General features: G+C 72.9%; 14 protein-coding genes and 1 pseudogene. 3 read left to right on the forward strand and 12 right to left on the reverse strand.

The window, feature by feature from the left end; genetic code table 11:
* The 7 genes and pseudogenes from CIK81_RS17380 to CIK81_RS17410 form a co-directional block, all read right to left on the reverse strand.
* Window positions 1–1566 (reverse strand): annotated as a pseudogene (locus CIK81_RS17380) (pyrophosphatase); the annotation flags it as partial.
* 60 nt (window positions 1567–1626) lie between these two features.
* A complete protein-coding gene (locus CIK81_RS17385; RefSeq protein ID WP_114355973.1) occupies window positions 1627–3567 on the reverse strand; it encodes a thioredoxin-like domain-containing protein in 1941 nt (646 codons plus the stop codon).
* A 163-nt stretch (window positions 3568–3730) separates the two neighbouring features.
* Window positions 3731–4429 carry an HAD family phosphatase gene (locus CIK81_RS17390; protein ID WP_114355974.1) on the reverse strand — a complete coding sequence of 233 codons (699 nt, stop codon included), beginning with the start codon at window positions 4427–4429 and terminating at the stop codon, window positions 3731–3733.
* Window positions 4426–5136, reverse strand: coding sequence for an HAD family phosphatase (locus CIK81_RS17395; protein ID WP_096165165.1), 711 nt, complete (start codon window positions 5134–5136; stop codon window positions 4426–4428). Before CIK81_RS17395 ends, CIK81_RS17390 begins: the two co-directional genes overlap by 4 nt.
* 451 nt (window positions 5137–5587) lie before the next feature.
* Window positions 5588–6886, reverse strand: a complete 1299-nt coding sequence (locus CIK81_RS17400; RefSeq protein ID WP_114328516.1) for a bifunctional o-acetylhomoserine/o-acetylserine sulfhydrylase — start codon at window positions 6884–6886, stop codon at window positions 5588–5590.
* Between the two features lie 310 nt (window positions 6887–7196).
* Window positions 7197–8900 carry an ABC-F family ATP-binding cassette domain-containing protein gene (locus tag CIK81_RS17405; protein ID WP_114328514.1) on the reverse strand — a complete coding sequence of 568 codons (1704 nt, stop codon included), beginning with the start codon at window positions 8898–8900 and terminating at the stop codon, window positions 7197–7199.
* Window positions 8901–9124: 224 nt separating this feature from the next.
* On the reverse strand, window positions 9125–10102 hold the full coding sequence (locus CIK81_RS17410; RefSeq protein ID WP_114328512.1) for an N-acetylmuramic acid 6-phosphate etherase: 978 nt from the start codon (window positions 10100–10102) through the stop codon (window positions 9125–9127).
* A 224-nt stretch (window positions 10103–10326) separates the two neighbouring features.
* Here CIK81_RS17410 and CIK81_RS17415 point away from each other — a divergent pair, with 224 nt between their 5' ends.
* The 3 genes from CIK81_RS17415 to CIK81_RS17430 all read left to right on the forward strand — a co-directional run bounded on the left by CIK81_RS17415 (window position 10327) and on the right by CIK81_RS17430 (window position 13999).
* Complete coding sequence (locus tag CIK81_RS17415) at window positions 10327–11316, forward strand: N-acetylglucosamine kinase (RefSeq protein ID WP_114328510.1); 990 nt, start codon at window positions 10327–10329, stop codon at window positions 11314–11316.
* A 452-nt stretch (window positions 11317–11768) separates the two neighbouring features.
* Window positions 11769–12389: a DUF1345 domain-containing protein gene (locus CIK81_RS17425; RefSeq protein WP_143277935.1), complete on the forward strand. Its 621-nt coding sequence runs from the start codon at window positions 11769–11771 to the stop codon at window positions 12387–12389.
* A gap of 182 nt (window positions 12390–12571) precedes the next feature.
* Window positions 12572–13999, forward strand: coding sequence for an NAD(P)/FAD-dependent oxidoreductase (locus CIK81_RS17430; RefSeq protein WP_096196270.1), 1428 nt, complete (start codon window positions 12572–12574; stop codon window positions 13997–13999).
* Window positions 14000–14194: 195 nt separating this feature from the next.
* Here CIK81_RS17430 and CIK81_RS18655 read toward each other — a convergent pair whose 3' ends face one another.
* The 5 genes from CIK81_RS18655 to CIK81_RS17450 form a co-directional block, all read right to left on the reverse strand.
* A complete protein-coding gene (locus tag CIK81_RS18655; protein ID WP_241964251.1) occupies window positions 14195–15172 on the reverse strand; it encodes a cytochrome c oxidase assembly protein in 978 nt (325 codons plus the stop codon).
* A gap of 120 nt (window positions 15173–15292) precedes the next feature.
* A complete protein-coding gene (locus tag CIK81_RS18660; protein ID WP_241964252.1) occupies window positions 15293–16117 on the reverse strand; it encodes a hypothetical protein in 825 nt (274 codons plus the stop codon).
* Window positions 16114–16527 carry a CrcB family protein gene (locus tag CIK81_RS17440; RefSeq protein WP_096165189.1) on the reverse strand — a complete coding sequence of 138 codons (414 nt, stop codon included), beginning with the start codon at window positions 16525–16527 and terminating at the stop codon, window positions 16114–16116. The genes CIK81_RS18660 and CIK81_RS17440 overlap by 4 nt, the downstream gene beginning before the upstream one ends.
* Window positions 16524–17132, reverse strand: coding sequence for a CrcB family protein (locus CIK81_RS17445; protein WP_241964253.1), 609 nt, complete (start codon window positions 17130–17132; stop codon window positions 16524–16526). Before CIK81_RS17445 ends, CIK81_RS17440 begins: the two co-directional genes overlap by 4 nt.
* A 211-nt stretch (window positions 17133–17343) precedes the next feature.
* Window positions 17344–18524, reverse strand: a 1181-nt coding sequence (locus tag CIK81_RS17450; protein WP_147272373.1) for a dihydrolipoamide acetyltransferase family protein, incomplete at its 5' end; no start/stop codon positions are given.

The raw sequence follows: 18524 nt of genomic DNA on the forward strand, positions 1-18524 counted from the left end.
GGCGGTGGCCGCCAGCAGCAGCACCGCACGAGGGCCGGTCGCGGAGCCCGCCGCGGCGTCCCGCAGACCGCGTTCGGTGCCCGGGCGGTCGGCGAGGGTCGGGGCCATCAGCGACCCGGCGCAGGAGACGCCCACCACGAGCGCTCCGAGCCCCACATGGACCAGGAGCAGCAGGGCGAGGCCGGGCACACCGGCGCTGAGCACGCTGAGCACCGCGGCGACCAGCAGCAGCAGGGACAGGGCGCCGGCGGCGAGCAGCGCCGAGGAGCCCAGGCCCGCCAGGGTGCCCAGGGCGCCGCCGGTGCGACTGGTGCGGGCGGCGCGCAGCACGGTCCCGCCCTGACGGTTCCCGGTGCGATCCAGCAGGAGCAGCGCGGCCAGGGCGACCACCACGCCCAACCCCAGGGCTCCCGCCACGACCGTGCTCGGGGAGACGGTGTAGAGGCCGACGACGTCCAGGAGCGCGCTGGCGTCACGGGAGTCGTCGGTGTAGGAGACCATCTCGCCCATGTCCGCACCGGCCTGCTCGATCTGCGGCAGCAGCTGCTCCCGCGGGAGAGGGTCCGGGCCGGCCACGGCCTGATCGGTGAATGTCTCCATGCCCACCTGGGCGAAGCGCAGGTTCTTGTAGGCCGAGGGCAGCCACAGCGCGGCGGCGACGACCATCCCGATGCCGCCCAGCACGGCGGGGATCAGCCCGCCCAGGCGCAGGGCGCCGCGCTCCCGGCCGGCGTCGCCGAGGTGCGGGACGAGGGCGACCGCTCCGGCGGCGAGCATCGCCACGCCGAGACCGAGGAGCACCACCAGGATGCCCTCGCCGGCAAACACGGGGACTCCCAGCAGAATGCCCACGGCGGCGGCCGCCGTGGTGAGCGCGACCAGGTCGGCGCTGAGAGCGGCGCCGCGACGGTACATGCGGGCGGTGCGCAGGTGGGCGGCGCCGAGGTTCCCGGGGTCGTCGGCCTCGATCTCGTGCTCGTCGGTCCCCACCAGGACGCCCGCTGCGGAGGCGGCCGTGTCCAGCGGGGCGGCGGTCACGCGGATCGCGAGCGCCGAGATCGCGGCGCCGGCGGCCAGTGCCATGAGGGCCGAGGCCCCGGAGGCGTGCACGAACCACACCAGCACGACGACGGGGAGGATCGCGATGCCGAGCGCGCCGGTGACGGTCAGGGCGCCGAGCCGGGCGATCAGCGCGGGTCGACGCTCGGCATCCACCCCCAGCGCGGCCAGCTGCACGGCCAGTCCGCGCCAGGCGGCGAACGGACCGATCAGCAGACCCACCAGCATCATGGCCGAGCGCAGGATGCGATCGTCGGTCGAGCCGGGCACCAGGTACAGCAGCACCATCGCCGGCAGTCCGACCCAGAGCACCAGCGAGCCGGACGCGGTGAGCTGTCGGCCCAGCCGGCGCCCAAGGTCGTCGTCCACCTCGTCGGAGTCCTCGTCGCGCTGCAGGCGGCTGGGCACCACGGCCCCGGCCACGAGGGCGACGACGGCGAGGACACCGAGCACCAGGAGGGTCACGGCGATGTCATCGCCCAGGGGGAATTGCGTGATCAGGTCCACTAGACAACTTCCGTCGTGGGGGCTCGCCGGACCGTCATGACGCCCCGGCGAGCGGGGCTATCAGGCGAGCAGGGACAGATCCAGATGGGTCGGGGCGCCGTCGACGACGCGGATCGGCACACCCCAGTCCTGCTGGTGCATGTGGCAGGCGGGGAACTCCACGGCCGGGTCCGCATCGCACGAGGCGGCGCGGGCGCTCACGTGGAGCACGCCCTCGGTATACGCGGGGTCCAGCTCGAGGGTGCGCTCGAGCGCGGTGTCCACTCCCCCGCCGACGGTGAGCATCGCCGAGGGTGTCGTGGAGACGGTGACCTGGGTGGACGGGCCGAGACTGTCATCGAGCTTGTGCCCCTCCGGCGGCGTGAACAGCACCCGCACCGTGAGCGGACCGGGACCGACCTCAGTGGTGGGTCGCTCGGAGCGCTGGGCGCCCTGGTCGATGACCCGCTCGGCGGCCTTGGCCACCGGCACCCAGGTGACGCGGTGCGCCCCGGATTCGACGACGATCAGCTGGCCGATCCCGTCCACCGGGGGGCCGACGATCGCGGCGGAGGGCTCGTCGAGATCGGTCGCGACGGTGACCACCGTGATCTCGGCAGTCACCTCCGGATCCTCCGCGTCGTGCTCCTCGACGATCCGGATGGCGCCGTTGTACGTGTCCGCGACGGCGATGCGGCCGTCGGGCAGGGCGGTGACCGCGAGCGGATGCTGGAGGCGTGCGATGCCGTCCGGCCCGCCGGGGCCGTCCACGTGCCCGAAGTCGAACAGGCCCTGGCCCACCAGGGTGCGCACCTGCATGGTCTGGGGGTCCAGCACGCGCACCGCGGAGGTCTCGGAATCCGCGACCACGAGGCGGCCGTCGGGCATCTCGTCGATGCCGGAGGGCTGGGCCCACCAGGAGGTGACGACAGGTCCGTCGACCAGACCCTCCTGGGTCGTGCCCGCGAGCACCATGAGGGCGCCCGTGACGGGGTCGAAGGTCCACAGCTGGTGGATGCCGGCCATGGCGATCACGGCCCGGTTCAGGACATGGGACCAGGTGATGTCCCACGGCGTGGACAGTGAGTAGGAGCGCGCATCGCCCTCGCCACGGGGCAGCTCCTGCCCCTGCATCCACTGGTCGCCGGTCCCTGCGACGGTGACCACCTCGGTGGCGGTGCGGGAGCGGAGCAGACGGTCCTGGCCCACCTTGACCCCGCGCAGCAGGTGGTTGGCGGTGTCGGTGACCAGGAGGTCGTAGCCCACCTCGGCGGCGATCTCGTGCGGGAGGGCCAGCACACCGTTGGGCTCGGCGAACTGGACCGTCTCGGCATCGCCGTCGGTGTTCCCGCGGGTGCCGGTGCCGATGATCTCGTCGACGGTCTGGCCGTCGTTCTGGAACACCACGAGGCGATGCTGGCCGGCATCGGAGACGACCAGGCGGCCGTCCGGCAGGGTGGTGAGCTTCGAGGGGAAGCGGAGGGTCTGCGGGGTGCGCTCGGCGAGCACCGTCGGGGCGGGCCCGCGGCGCAGCGAACCGTCGGTCTCGCCCTCGGCGACGAGGCGGCCGATCAGGGCATCGAGGTTCGCGGCGTGGCCCTCGCCGGAGAGGTTCCCGGCGATGCGGCCGTGGGTGTCCAGCACCATGAGCGTGGGCCAGGCGCGGGCGCCGTACTCGGTCCACGTCTCCAGCTCGGGGTCATCGATGACGGGGTGGGTGACCTCGTAGCGCTCGATGTTCGCGGCCAGGGCGTCCGGGTCCTTCTCGAACTCGAACTTCGGGGAGTGCACGCCGATCACCACGAGCTCGTCGGCCCACTTCGCCTCGAGCGGGCGCAGCTCGTCGAGCACGTGCAGGCAGTTCACGCAGCAGAACGTCCAGAAATCCAGCAGCACGATCTTGCCGCGCAGGGCTTCGAGGTCGAGGTCGGCGCCGCCCGTGTTCAACCATCCCCGGCCGCGCAGAGCGGATCCATGGGCACGAGCAGTCAGAGGCGCAGAGGGATCTGGCGGTGTGGTCATGAGGACCAGTGAACACTGCGCGCGGGTCCGCTGGCCAACTCGGGTGACATGCGCGGACAAACAGTCTCCGGCGCTGGGCCGTCCGCCCGGCACCGCTGGGACGCCTCGTGCCCCGTCACCGGGCTCGTCACCGGCCCGCTCACCCGCCCCGTCACCCGCGCGCTCACCAGGTGTCGATCCACGCGAGGAGGTCCGGGTCGGTGAGGTCGCTCAGGGCGAGATCCGCCAAGGGTGCCGGGTGCCCGGGGGCGGGCACGGCGAGCAGTCTCAGACCGGCATCGCGCGCCGCGCGGGCACCCGTCTCGGAATCCTCCAGGGCGAGCGCCTCGGTCGGGTCGACGCCCAGCGCGCGGGCCGCCGCGGCGTACATGTCCGGTGCGGGCTTGGGATGCTCCACGGTGTCGGAGGCCTCGAGCACACGGAAGTGCTCGCGCAGCCCGCCGAGCATGAGCTTCTCGTCGAGCGACTCCAGCCACGAGTTGGAGGCGCAGCCCAGCGGCACCTTCGAGCCCGCCAGGCGCACGATCTCCTCCGCACCGGGCATCAGACGGATCCCCGTGCCCAGCTCCCGATCGAACTCCCGGCGCAGATCGTCGATGATGACCTGCTCGTCCTGGTCGGCGCGCGAGGCGAGGATCTCCGCGGCCACCTCGAGGGTCGACCCGTGCAGCTCGATATCGTCGCTGGGCAGCAGCACGATTCCGTGAGCGGCGACGACGGTGTCCTGCGCGCGCTGCCACACGGTCTCGGTGTCCAGCAGCAGGCCGTCGCAGTCGAAGACCACCGCGCGGGGTGTCCAGTCGCCGAAGGCCTCCAGGAAGCGGGAGGGGGCGGCGCCGCGTGAGGGTATCGCGGCGCTCATCGGAGGCTCTCCCAACCCGCGATCCAGGAGGTGAGCACGGGATCCGCGAGCGAGTCCAGACGACGCGGCGCGCGAGGCTCCTGACCAGGGATGGAGGGGACGGCGATCAGCTGCAGTCCCGCGGCGAGCGCGGCCTCCGCCCCGGTCTCGGAGTCCTCGAAGCCCAGGCAGTCGGCCGGGTCCGCGCCGAGCGCCGCCGCCGCGGTGAGGTACATGTCGGGTGCCGGCTTGGGGGTGGCGACGTCCTCCACGGACACGGAGGCGTCGATGAGGTCCGTGATGCCGAGCGAGGCGAGCGTGGTGTCCAGCAGATCGCGCGGGGAGTTCGAGGCGACGGCGACGGGGCGCACGGCCGCGACCGCCCGCAGGGTCTCCAGCGCGCCGGGGATCGGGGCGATCTCGCCCCCGAGCGTCTGACGGTGCTCCTCGAGCAGCTCCTCCCCCACCGCGTAGGGGTCCTTGCCGACGGCTTCGCCGATGGTCACCACGACCGTCTCCACGGCGCGGCCGGTGATCGCCCGACGGGTCGCCGGGTCCAGCGTGGCCCCGTGGCGGGCGAGGTAACGGTCCTGCAGGGCGACCCAGTGCCCCTCGGTGTCCACCAGCAGGCCGTCGCAGTCGAAGATCGCTGCTGCCGGGGTCCACGCCGGGGGCCAGGTGTCCAGCGGCGAGGGTGGCAGGGGCAGGGGCGAGGTGTCGGTGCTCATGATGGCTCCAGCGTATAGAGCGTTCCTCCATAGCGCCTGTTCCGCGCCAGTTCCGCGCTTGTTCCGCGCCAGGAGCCCGGTCCTCACCAGCTCCGCACCGTGCCCATGCCGGTGGGCTGTGCGGAGGGTGGACCGGATGGCGGGAATCGTGCAGTCTCGCACCGTCGACGGACCCGCTGCGTCACGGGCGGGCCGATAGTGACGAGCTCTGGCGATATCGCCACGTCACCTCACCACCGGCCCGCCCACGACAGGAACGACCGAAAACCACCGCCCGTGACAGGCACGCTCGGGACCCACCGTCTATGACCGGCACGCTCGGGGACCACCGCCCATGACAGGCACGATCAGGACCCACCGCCCGGCGGGGGCCGTACCGGACCACCACCGGCCCGCGCCAGCCTGCCCGGCGGGGGTCGTACCGGACCGCCGCCGGCCGGTCACGGGGTGGTCAGGCGGCGATCGCGGCGAAGCCCCGATCGAGATCGGCGAGGATGTCGTCGATGTGCTCGAGGCCCACGGAGAGGCGCACGAAGCCGGGCTCGACGCCCGCGGCCTTCTGCTCCTCCTCGCTCAGCTGGGAGTGCGTGGTCGACGCCGGGTGGATCACCAGGCTGCGCACGTCGCCGACGTTCGCGACGTTCGAATGCAGCTCGAGCGCGTCGACGAAGGCCGTACCGGCCTCGACCCCGCCCTCGAGCACGAAGCCGAGCACGGAGCCGGCGCCGCGGGGCAGGTACTTCTGCGCCCGGTCGTAGAACGGCGAGTCCGGCAGGCCCGCGTAGGCCACCGAGGCCACACCGGGCTTGCCGACCAGGTAGTCGGCAACCTTCTTCGTGTTCTCCACGTGGCGCTCCATGCGCAGGTGCAGGGTCTCGATGCCCTGAGCGATGAGGAAGGCGTTGTGCGGAGAGATCGCCGGGCCCAGATCGCGCAGCAGCGAGACCCGGGCGCGGATCGCGTACGGCGGCAGCGCGGGCGCGATCTGGCTGTAGACGATGCCGTTGTACGACGAGTCCGGCTCGTTGAACAGCGGGAACTTCTCAGGTTCCGCGCCGAAGTCGAAGCGACCGCCGTCGACGATCACACCGCCGATGGCGGTGCCGTGCCCGCCCAGGAACTTGGTGGCCGAGTGCACGATGATGTCGGCCCCGTACTCGAGCGGACGCAGCAGGAACGGGGAGGCGATCGTGTTGTCGACGATCAGCGGCACGCCGGCGTCGTGGGCGATCGCGGAGACGCCCTCGACGTCGAGCACGTCCTGGCGCGGGTTAGGGATGGACTCGGCGAAGAACGCCTTGGTGTTCGGGCGGACAGCCGCCTTCCAGGAGTCCAGGGAGTCCGGATCCTCGACCCAGCTGGCCTCGATCCCCAGGCGCGGCAGGGTGTGCTTGAACAGGTTGTAGCTGCCGCCGTAGAGGCTCGGCGAGACCACGATCGAGTCGCCGGCCTGCGCGAGGGTGAGGATCGACAGCGTGATCGCGCTCTGCCCGGAGGCGACCATGAGTGCGGCCACGCCTCCCTCGAGCGCTGCGACACGGTTCTCGACGACCTCGGTGGTGGGGTTGTTCAGCCGCGTGTAGATCGGGCCCTGCTCGGCGAGCGAGAAGCGATCCGCGGCGGCCTGTGCGCTGGGGAACACGAAGCTCGTGGTCTGGTGGATCGGCAGCGCGCGAGATCCGGTGGTCGAATCGGGGCTCTGGCCGGCGTGGATGGCGAGGGTCTCGAACTTCGGGCTCTGCTCGGTCATGGGGATCCTTCTCTCAGCGGGGGACCTCCCCAGAGTGGCCGATGCCCGTGGCAGTGGCGAGGACCATGAACCCGTATGACAGACGCCGAGAGAGGGCGTTCCGCAGGAGTCTCACCGTGGACGCGCGCCGAGTTCAGGATCGGGAACCGGGCGCAGGATCGGGAACCAGGCCCAGGGCCGGGATCCAGGTGCAGGTACGCTCACCGGGCGCAGGATCGGGCACCAGCCGGGCGGTCAGCAGCCAGGGGCAGGGACGCTCACCAGCCACAGGATCGGGAAATGGCCGCAAGGTTGGGCCTCAGCCGGGCGGTCAGGAGCCGAGCTCGAGCACCTCGCCCTCCCACCGGCTGCGCAGCCAGCGGTCGTGCGAGGCGATCAGCACAGTCCCGCTCCACGCGGCGAGCGCGGCCTCGAAGCGGGTCGCGGTGACCAGCGCGAGATGGTTCGTAGGCTCGTCGAGGACCAGCAGCTCGGGCGGGTCCAGCAGGAGGGCGGCGAGCATCACGCGGCGCAGCTGCCCGCGTGAGAGCAGCTCGAGGGGGCGAGGAAGGTCGCGGGGATGCACGAGCCCGAACAGCTCCGGCACGGGAGCGTCGACCGTCTCGGCGTTCTCCTGACCCGCCGCCGCGCGCAGGTGATGGCCGACGGTGCGGCCGGGGATCACCACATCGTCCTGCCCGAGGTGCCCGATGCGCAGGCCGCGCGGATGGTCCACGGCGCCCTCCGTGGGGTCGAGGCAGCCGGTGACCGTGTCCAGCAGGGTGGACTTCCCGCTGCCGTTCGCCCCGGTGATCAGCAGGCGCTCGCCGCGGGAGAGGCTGAAGGAGACCGGGTCCAGGCGCCCCTGGACCGCGACGCCGCTCGCGCTGAGCAGCACCGACCCGGTCCCGCCGGTGCCGCCGGGCGCCTGCGGGAGATGCGTGAGATGCAGCTCCGCAGGCGGTTTGCGCACCTGCTCCTCCTCGAGCTGGGCGAGGCGTGCCCGGGCTTCGCGCAGCCGGCGCGAGACCACGGTGGCATTTCGATCTGCGTAGAACTTCTTCGCGGCTCTCGCCTCGGTGCGCGGCGGTGCCCCGGGGTGGCCCACCGTCCGGGAGTCCTTCACCGCTTGCCGGAGTGCCTTCAGCTCCTCCTGCTCGGTGCGGAAGCGATGCTCCCAGCGGTCGCGGGCCTCGAAGCGGGCCAGCAGGTAGTCGCTGAAGCCGCCCGAGTACACGGTGAGTCCGCCCGGGTCGGTGCGGGCCGGGGATTCGGCGGGATCCAGGTCCAGCTGGGCAGTGGTGGCGTCGTCGAGGAAGGCGCGGTCGTGGCTGGCGATAAGCACCGGGCCCGGGTGGGCGGCGATCGCTCCGGCGAGGAAGGCGGCGCCGTCGTCGTCGAGATGGTTCGTCGGCTCGTCCAGCAGCCAGCTGGTGGGGCGGGCGATGAGCAGGTGCGCCAGGGCGAGACGCTCGCGCTGGCCGCCGCTGATCTCCCCGAGCGGCACCGACCGGGCGAGGCTCGCCAGGGTCAGCCCCTCCAGCACGACATCCGCCCGTTGGGCGGCGTTCCACACGTCGGCCAGCGTCGCCTCGGCGAGCACCTCGTCGTAGTGGCGCGCCGCGCCGGCGGAGAGCTCGCCGTCGGCGGCAGCGAGGGCTTCACCGGCCGCGGTGAGCTCCTGCTCCAGGCGGCGCGAGCGCTCGAGAGCGTGGGCGATGACGTCGGCGAGGGTCGCCGACGGGCCGAACGGCAGCTCCTGGTGGAGGAATCCGATCGGGCCCGGCGCGGAGGCGGTGCCGGCGTCCGCCGGGAGCTCACCGGCGAGGATGCGCAGCAGCGTGGACTTCCCGCTGCCGTTCTCTCCGAGCAGGCCGGTAGGGCGCCCGGCGGGCACCACGAGGCTCACGTCGGTCAGGACCCGGCGATCGGGGAAGGAGAAGGAGATCCCGTCGGCCCGCAGATGCAGAGCCGGGTCGCCGGTGCCGGGGAGGGCAGTGGGGACCAGGGACGAGGGTGATGATGATGACGGCATGGATCAGCTCCGGATCGCGACGACGCGGATGGGACAGGGGCTGATCACAGGAACATGACGGCGAGTGTAGGAGCTGTCGTGCGGGGCGTCGAGGGAATTATGGAGCTGGTCGCGGGGCGTCGAGGAATTTACGGAGCTGTCCTGCGGAGGGCTCCACCACGAGTTCCGAGCGTCCCGGGGCCGGCAGCGGTTCAGCCTCGGCCCCGTACGGCGTCCGGAAGAGTTCAGTCCTCGGTGGTGAGGGCGTCGACGGCGGAGCGGATCCCGGCCGGGTCGCCGATCCGCTGCGGGTCCCGGGGATGCTCGGACAGTGCTGCGGCCGCCCGCTCGACGTCGGCCCCGGAGAGCAGGGCGACCAGTGCGACGCGCACGCTGCCCTCAGCGGCCTCCAGCACCTCGCCGGCGCGCTCCGCGCTCTCGCCGCTGGCCTGCACGAGCATCCGCACGGTCCGGCCCACGAGCTTCGCGTTGGTGGGGCGCACGTCGATCATGAGGTTCCCGAACGTCGTGCCCAGGCGCACCATCGTGGCGGTGGACAGCGCGTTCAGGGTGAGCTTCTGGGCGGTGCCGGCCTTCATCCGGGTCGAGCCGGTGACGACCTCCGGGCCGACGTCGGGGAGGATCGCGATGTCCGCCTCCCCGGCGAGCTCGGCGCGCGGATTCGCGGAGATGAGGGCGGTGGGCATCCCCGCCTCGCGGGCGGCCTGCAGCGCGCCGCGCACGAAGGGCGTGCGGCCGCTCGCGGCCAGACCGATCACCACGTCACCGGCCTGACAGGCCTCCCGCACCATGGCGGCACCGGCCTCGGGATCGTCCTCGGCGCCCTCGACCGCGGTCATGAACGCTCCATGGCCTCCGGCGAGATGGGCGGTGACCATCGAGTCGTCGGCGTTGAAGGTGGGGGCGAGCTCGACCGCGTCGAGCACCCCGAGGCGGCCGGACGTGCCGGCACCGACGTAATGCACGGTGCGGCCACCGGCGATCGCGCTCACGCACACCTCGACCAGCTCGGAGATCCGCTCGGCCTGCTGCTGGACCGCGGTGGCGACCTTCGCGTCCTCGGCGAGGATCACGTCGACCATGCCGCGTGAGTCGAGGGCGTCGAGTCCGCTGCTGGCCGGGTTGCGCTCCTCGGTGGGTGAGGGCAGGTCGACCAGGTCGAGGGGGATCGCGGCATCGTCGCGGCGGGGGGACTCGGTCACGGTGTCTCCTGGGATCGGGTGCGGGAGGTGGGGCGAAGATCGGGATCATCAGTGATCGGCGGCGAACGCCCGCGTCCACCACGACCAGCGTAGCCATCACGCCGCGCCCTGCCTCCCTCCCGCGCCGTCCGATCCGCTGCCTCTGCGCCTGCCTCTCCGCCTACGATGAGGGTCCCCACCCCCGGGCGCCGCCCATCGGGGCATCGCTGATCGAGGGAGTCACCATGGGCGCCGACGCCAACGCACCGTTCCCCGTCGTCATCGCCGGGGACATCGGCGGGACCAGCTCGCGTCTGGCCCTCGCCGGCCGCGACGGCGAGGTGCTCGCCGAGGCGAAGGGGCCCGGCGCGAATCTGCGCTCGTCGGGCCCCGAGGCCCTGGACCACGTGGCCGAGACCCTGCGCGAGGTGCTCGAGGCCGGTCGCCGCGAGCTGGGGGTGGAGCTGGACATCACCGCTGTGGCGCTGGGGATCTCCGGAGCCGGCCCTGCGCGCGCCGAGGAGGTGCGCAGCGCGGTCACCGAGCGGCTCGAGCCGTTGGGCATCGCGCCGGATCGGGTGCTGATCACCGACGACCTGCACACCGCCTTCCTCTCCGGAGGCGTGGGCGATGACGGACTGCTGGTGCTCGCCGGCACCGGCGCGGTCGCGGTGCGCTTCGACGGGCGCGAGGCGGTCGAGCGCCGCGACGGGATGGGTTGGCTGCTGGGCGACATCGGCTCGGCCGTCTGGCTGGGGCGGCACACCCTGCAGGCGGTCGCCGCGGATCTCGACCACCGCGGCAGGCACACGGAGCTCACGGAGCTCGTGGGAGACATGCTCGACCTCGACCTGCGCGACGGACTGCTGCCGCCCTCCCCCACCGGGGACCCCCGCCAGGACCTGATCCGGGCGCTGGACGATCTGCTTCCCGCCGGGTCGCCTGCGGCGCTGGGACGCTTCGCACCGCTGCCCGGAACGATCCCCGAGGACCCCGCCGCCCGGGAGATCCTGGATACCGCGGTGCGGCATGTCATGGACACCGTGCGGGCGCTGGATCCCGACTGCGGGCTGCCGGTGGTCCTGGCCGGCTCCGTGCTGGCCACGCCCGGTCCCCTGCACGACGAGGTCGTCACCGGGCTCGAGGCCTCCGGTCGGGACTTCCGCACCGCACCCACCGGGCTGCCCGGAGCTCTCCGGCTGGCCCGGGAGAAGGCCGCGGTCGACCTGCGATGAGCCGGCCCACGCCCAGGATGCGCCGTCCCCGGCCGGTGACCGCACGGCGACGCGTCGGCCATGGGACAGGGCTCGTGCCGGGAGGGCGGCTGCCCTCAGCTCCGGCGCCGCGGGACAGCACACCGATGGAGCCCCGCGAGCCGAACGCTCCCGCCCTCGTGCCCGGAGCGGCCACGACTGCTGCCGGGGAGGACCGCAGGGACCCTGCCACCACGGCAAGAGGGCTCCCGCGACGGGACCGACGGGACCGACGGGACCGACGGGACCGACGGGGCCGATGGGGCCGACGGGGCCCGCGGGGTCGATGGACCCGACGGGGCCGATGGGGCCGACGGGGCCGGTCCGGTACGCGAATCCGTCGGCCCTGGCGCGACCGCCTCCTCTCGGAGAACCTGCGCACCGCGCTCTCGCTGCTCGTGGCGCTCTGCGTCGGCTTCGCCGTGACCCTGGCCATGACCGGTCTGCAGGGGATCGGCACCGCCGAGGACGGCAGCCCCGCGACGGTGCTGCTCCTGATGATCGTCACGATGTCCCTGTACTCCCTGCTGTTCGCCGCGCTCACGCACTGGGCGCTGACGGGTCAGCCGCGGGCACGCATGGTGGGCACCGCCCGACTGGTGCGCGCACGCAAGCACGTCCGCACCTATCGCTGGCTCTCCGGGCGCAGCGGATCCAGCGGCGAGGTGCTGCAGCTGCTGATCACCGCCGCCATCGCCATCGGGCTGCTCGTGACCCGGCCCGAGGGCCTTCCCCTCGGGGCGCTCCTGGCCCTGACGGTCGCTGCCATGGCCACCGCCTGGATCGGCTCGGTGATGACCTTCGCGGTGGAATACGCCGCCGAGGACGCCCACGGGGACGCCTTCGACCTGCCCGGCGGCCCGGCGCACGAGCGGGACCTGTCCGACTACGTGTACGGCGCCGTGCTCATCCAGGCCTCCAGCGGTGCCTCGGATCTCGTCCCGATCACGTCGGCCGCCCGTCGCATCGTGCGCAATCACGTGATCCTCGCCCATGTCACCAGCACGATCCTCCTCACACTGGGCGTCTCCGCCCTGCTCACGACGCTGAGCTGAACGCTCGAGGGCCGACTCGCGGACCCGCCGGGCGGCCGACGTGCCGGGACCGACGATCCCTGTGAACCTCCTGGCCCGGGCGCGATGGAAGACTAGGATGGCCAGCGTCCGCCCGCCGCTGAGACGGGTGCCCGGGAAGCCTCCCTGGCACCGCGCGCCGCTCGACCCGGAAGGCTCACTCGATGCCCGACCCTCACGACCAGATCCCCAGCCGCGAGAAGGTGCTGATCATCGGCGCCGGTCCCGCCGGCCTTGCGGCCGCCGCCGCCCTCAAGGCGCTGGGCGTCCCCTTCGACCTGGTCGACCGCGCCAAGCACGTCGGCGGCATCTGGAACGAGGAGCGCGAGGACACCCCAGTCTGGTCCTCGATGGACATGATCTCCTCCCGCGAGTTCACCCAGTACGAGGACATGCTGCAGCCGGTCTCCTTCCCGGAGTTCCTCAGCCCCGGCCACATGGCGAAGTACCTGCGCGCCTATGCCGCACGCCATGAGCTGACCGAGCACTTCCGCCCGCAGGTCGCGGTGCGCTACGCCCGCCCCTTCGAGGACAATGTGTGGCAGGTCGAGCTGTCCACCGGGGAGATCCTGATCTACCGCGCGGTGATCTCCGCCCATGGCATCTCCGAGCGTCCCCACCGCCCCGACTGGGCCGCCGATGTCCCCAAGTCCGTGCAGGTCATCCACTCCAAGGAGTGGAACGGGCCCGACGGGCTCGAGGGCAAGCGGGTCCTCGTGGTCGGCTCCGGGCAGTCCGCCGCGGACATCGCGGTCGACGCCGCCCGTCGTGCCCTCGAGGTGCGCTGGTCGATGCGCAGCGGCCACTGGGTGGTGCCGCGCCGCGTGGGCGGGGTCCCCGGGGACGTCGCCGCCTCCCGCGAGCCCTCCCTGCTGGGCGGGCTGAACGCGAAGATCGCCGAGACCGTCGTCACCCGTACCGTCGGCCGCCCCGCCGATGCCGGGCTGCCCCGCCCCGAGGCCCCCCTCCTCGAGGATTCGGTCATCGTCTCGGACCACGTGCTCGACCGGGTGCGGGAGGGGCGCATCTCCCCCGTCGGCGATGTCACCGGGATCGATCAGGACGGCACCGTCACCCACCTCGGCGCCGAGCGCCATGCCGGTCATCTCCGCTACGCCCCCGATCTGATCGTGCTCGCGACCGGCTACGAGTCCGGCGCGGACCATCTGCCCGAGGATGTCGTGCCCCGCACCGCGAGCGGAGACCTGGATCTGTTCCTCGGAGCCTTCCCGCGCGGCCGCGACGACCTCGTCGTGCTCGGCCAGCAGCGCGTGGCCGGCGGCGTGCTCCCCGTGCTCGTCGAGCAGGCCGACGTCGCCGCCTACGTGCTCGCAGCCTCCCGCGATGGCGGATCCCCTGCTCTGGCGAGCTTCCAGCGCCAGCGGGCCGGCTCCGAGAGCTCCGTCCCCACGGCCGACACCGATTCCTCCGGCGGCGTCCTGGGCCGCCTGAGCGGGCTGCTCGGCTCCCACCGGGTCACTCCCCGCGCGGCGTCCGGGACCCCGCACGACGGCACCGAGAAGCTGGTGCCCGCCGTGGACCGCGACACCCTGCTGGCGCGGCTGCGATCGGTGCGCGGCCTGTTCGAGTGAGATCGATGCACCGGCCGCTGGAGTGATCAGCCGTTGCAGTGCGCGGCCTGCTGCAGTGAGCTGCCCGCTGCAGCGATCGGCCCGCTGGAAAGAGCTGCCCGCTGGAGTGAATAGCCGGTGTGCAGGGTCTGAGGCGTTGCGGGGCACGGGCGCTGCACATCGCATTCGCTTCTCCGGGCGGACCCGGGGCGTCGGTCAGGCCCGTTCGCGCTGCCGCGCCCGCCCGGTGGGTCGTGGCTGCTCGCCGCGCCCCGCCCGGTCCCCACTCCCGGCCCGGTCCCCGCGCCCGGCCCGCTCGTTGCGCTCGGCCTGACCGTCGCCTGCGGTGCCGTGGCCGGCTCCGGTCTCCGTGCCGCGGCGGGGCCGACGGATCCACAGGGCGGCTGCGGCGCCGCCTCCGGCCAGCACGGTCACGCCGAGCACGCCGATCCCGCCGCGCTGCTGATCGGCGAGGGCGTCGGGGAGCCAGGTCCGTCCGGTGCCTCCGAACCAGCTCGCTGCCATCAGCAGATCGGTGAGCAGCAGGGTGACGCCCGCAGCGAGACCCAGCACGACCGGCACCGCGAGCACCAGCAGTCGCAGCCCCGTCCCTCGCACAGCGCGCACGACGAGGGTGATCAGCACTCCCCCGGCCAGGGCCAGCATCTGCAGCGAGAGGTGCAGGGCATGGGAGTCCAGGGCGAGCCGCAGCAGGGGGCTCGCGTAGACGCCGGCGAGGAGCGCCAGGGGCACCGCCGCGAGGAGCGCGGCGAGCCACCAGCGGTCTCCGAGGAGCCTGCCCAGCACCCGGGGCACGGCGACCGCGCTGCCCAGGAGCGCTCCGGCAGCCGCCAGCAGCAGCAGGTGCTGCAGCAGGTGCGCGGAGACCATGACCTTGCTGTACACGTTCAGCGCTCCGCTGGTCAGCAGCACCAGCACGACCCCGCTGAGCACGAGTCGCACGCTCGCACCGCGTTCGCGCTCAGGACCGCGCGGGCGCCACCACAGCAGCACGAACACGCAGGCGAGCATCATGCCGAAGGGGTCCGGACGCCAGGACGTGAGCAGGGTGGCGACGCTCGGGGCATCGGGCAGCGGGTAGCTGGTGAGCACGCCGGCCGGACCTGCCGGCGGGGTGCCGGCGTCGCCGCGCGCGGGGAGGAGCATGGCGGCGAGCGCGACCGCGAGGCCCATCAGGGCGAGCTCGAGCAGGGCGAGCCGGCGATAGGTCGCGCGGCCTCCCGGCCCGTGGCGTCGTGGCCCAGGCCCGTGGCCAGCTGGCGGCGCTGCGCGCGCCGAGGCCGGCGAGCGCCATCAGCAGCACACCGCCTTCGCGACTCCCAGCTGCACATAGGCGCTGGTGAGGATCTCGGCGATGCTGTTCATGCGCACGGCGAGCGCCCAGACGCCGCTCACGGCGAGCGCGATCCAGCAGATCAGCGCCAGATGGGAGTAGCCGCGCAGCACGGCGACGTCGTCCCGCGAGCTGGTGGGCAGCACCTGGAGGATGCCGAGGCCGCCCAGCCAGATGCCCACGGCGAGCAGGTGCACGAGCATCGTGGAGGTCGCGACCTCATGGCTCGAGTCCCCGGCGGCGTGGCCGGTCATGGCGCTGGCGAAGGCGACCAGACCTGCGGCGACGGCGACCACGCGAGCGGTCGTGCGGGAGGTGCCCGTGAAGGCGGCCGTCGTCGCGGTCGCCGCGATCACCAGCGCGGCGACCAGCCAGAGGCCGAGCTCCGTGGCGAGGAAGACGCTGAGGTCGGAGCCGAAGCGCTCGGAGCCGACGGGCTGGCCGGTCGCGACCGCATAGGAGAAGGCGAGCGAGGCGCCGCGGGCGAGGGTGGTGACCGCGGCGGCGATCCCGATCACGGACAGGGCGCGGGCGCGATCCGCGTCCTCGCGCAGCAGCCATCCGGCGACGACCGCGCCGCCCAGGGTGAGCGCCGCGGCGAGATCAGCGAGCATCGAGGCGATCGGTGACCCCAGGCGGGCCAGCGGGCCCGCGTCGCGCAGCACGAGGTTGTCGCCGCCGGCGGCGTCGGCCGCGAAGACGGACAGCAGCGAGAGGACCGCGAGTCCGGCGACGACGGCGCCGACGACCAGCGGCGAGGGCCGCGTGGGGGGCGTGCTGGTCATGAGGCGATCACCACTCCTAGCCAGAGCATGGCCATACTCGTGCCGACCGAGAGCAGCAGGTAGCTCACGGCGATCGCGAAGCCGGCGCGTCGCATCAGTTCGACCACGTCGAGCGCGGCGGTGGAGAGGGTGGACAGGCCGCCGCAGAAGCCGGCGGCGAGCACCAGGTAGCCGAGCTCTGCGGCACCCGCGGCGGAGGAGCCGAGCCGCGCGACGATCAGTCCCAGCAGGAAGCTCGCGAGCACGTTGACGAAGAAGGTGAGCCAGGGCTTCACGCGCACGTCGCCGTTGCGGTAGCGGCGCGCCGCCTCCCGCATGCCCAGATCGCGCAGCCACCAGCGCAGCGCGGAGCCCGCGCCGCCGCCGATGCCCACCAGCAGTGCGCCCAGCAGGACGGTGCCGGGGCTCATGAGTCCGCCTCCGCGTCCTGCAGGTTCGTGGCCTGGCCGCCGCGCGGATCGTGACGATCCCGCCGCCGAGCGACGAAGACGAACCCGCGGCGCCCGCCGAGGATCCCGAACGCCACGGCCAGCAGGCACACCACCATGGTCATCATGGCGTAGGTGAACGCCTGCAGCGGGAAGTCCGCACCGATCATCGCGGAGCCCTCGAGCACCACGGTGGAAAAGGTCGTGAAGCCTCCGCACAGGCCCGTGCCCACCAGGGGGAGCACCCAGGGCCGTGCGGGTCGCGCCTCGAGCACACCCGTCAGCACGCCGAGGCCCAGGCATCCCACGGCGTTGACCCAGAAGGTGGCCCAGGGCAGCTCGACCAGGGTGGGCGTGGTGACGGTCGGGATCAGCACCGACAGCAGGAAGCGCAGCAGCGAGCCCACTGCGCCGCCGCCCGCGACCAGCAGCGCGATCTTCCAGCGCGGCAGGGTGGTCTGCACGGGCCCGGAGCCGAAGGTCTCGGTCGCGTCGACGTCCTCGAGATTCAGCGCCGCCATCTCGACCGTGCGCATCCGCGGATCATCGCGGCGCGGGGTCGGAGGCGTGGTGGGGCTCGAGGTCACCGGATCAGGGTACCGACGCGCGCCTCGTGGCGGTCACAGCTGGCACCGCAGGCGTGCGGCACGGCACCCTCGAGGCCCCCGCCGGAAGCAGCCGAACCCGCGCAGCCGGCACGATCTGCGCAACCAGCACGACCTGCACGCCCAGCACCATCTGCGCGACCAGCACGACCCTCGCACCGATGCGCCTGTCGCAGCCCGCGCGACGGGGCGTTCACCCCCAGACCAGGCCCAGGGCGGGATCCTCGAGCACGGCGGAGATGTCCCGCAGCAGCTCCGAGCCCAGCGCTCCGTCGATCAGACGATGGTCGAAGCTCAGCGCGAGCTGGGCGACCCGGCGGATCTCGATCCGGCCGTCGACCACCCACGGCTTCTCCTTGATGGCGCCGACGCCGAGGATCACGGACTCCCCCGGATTGAGGATCGGGGTGCCGGAGTCGATGCCGAACACGCCGAAGTTCGTGACCGTGATGGTGCCCTCGCGGGTGTCGGAGAGCGACGTGCGGCCGGCCCGGGCGGTGCGAGCGAGCTCGTCGATCCCCTCGGCCAGCTCGCGCAGGGTCATCAGGTGCGCGTCCTTGAGGTTGGGCACGATGAGCCCGCGCGGGGTGGCCGCGGCGATGCCGAGGTTCACGAAGTGCTTGTAGACGATCTCCTGTGCCTGCTCGTCCCAGGAGGCGTTGACCTCGGGGTTACGGCGGATCGCCACCAGCAGCGCCTTGGCGATCACCACGAGCGGGCTGACCTTGATGTCCTTCCACTCCCGGGAGGACTTGAGGTCCGAGATGATCTGGACGGTGCGGGTCATGTCGATCTCGTTGAAGACCGTCACGTGCGGGGCGGTGAAGGCCGAGGCCACCATCGCCTCCGCGGTGCGCTTGCGCACCGAGCGGATCGGCACGCGGGTGGTGCGCTCATCGCTGGTGACGCCGGCGAACGGCTGGTCACGGGTGGTCTTCATGGCTCCTCCGAGTCCTTCCGGTGCCTGCGGGGACTCCTGGGGGAAGTACTCCCCGTCCTGGTCGACGGCGCCGGCGGGGGCGCCGCCGCTCATGGCGCGCTGCTGCGCGGCGAGCACGTCGGCCCGCGTGACGGTCCCGTCCGGACCGGTGGCGAACACGTCGGCCAGGGCGATCCCGAGGTCCCGGGCGAGCTTGCGCACGGGCGGCTTGGCGAGGATGCGGTCGATGGGCACCTGCGGGCCGTCGTCCTGGGCGCTGCGCCGACGGCGTCGACGCTGCGGGGCGGTCTTCGCGCCGTAGCCGACGAGGTTCTTGGGCTCGCCCTCCTCGCTCTCCTGGGGCGCCACCTCGGCGGCGGTCTGCGCCTCGGCAGCCGCCGTGGCAGCAGCGTCGGCCCCGGCGTCGGCGTCGGCGTCGGCGTCGGCGTCGGCGT

It is taken from the genome of Brachybacterium sp. JB7, from assembly GCF_003335205.1.
Lineage (GTDB): Bacteria > Actinomycetota > Actinomycetes > Actinomycetales > Dermabacteraceae > Brachybacterium > Brachybacterium alimentarium.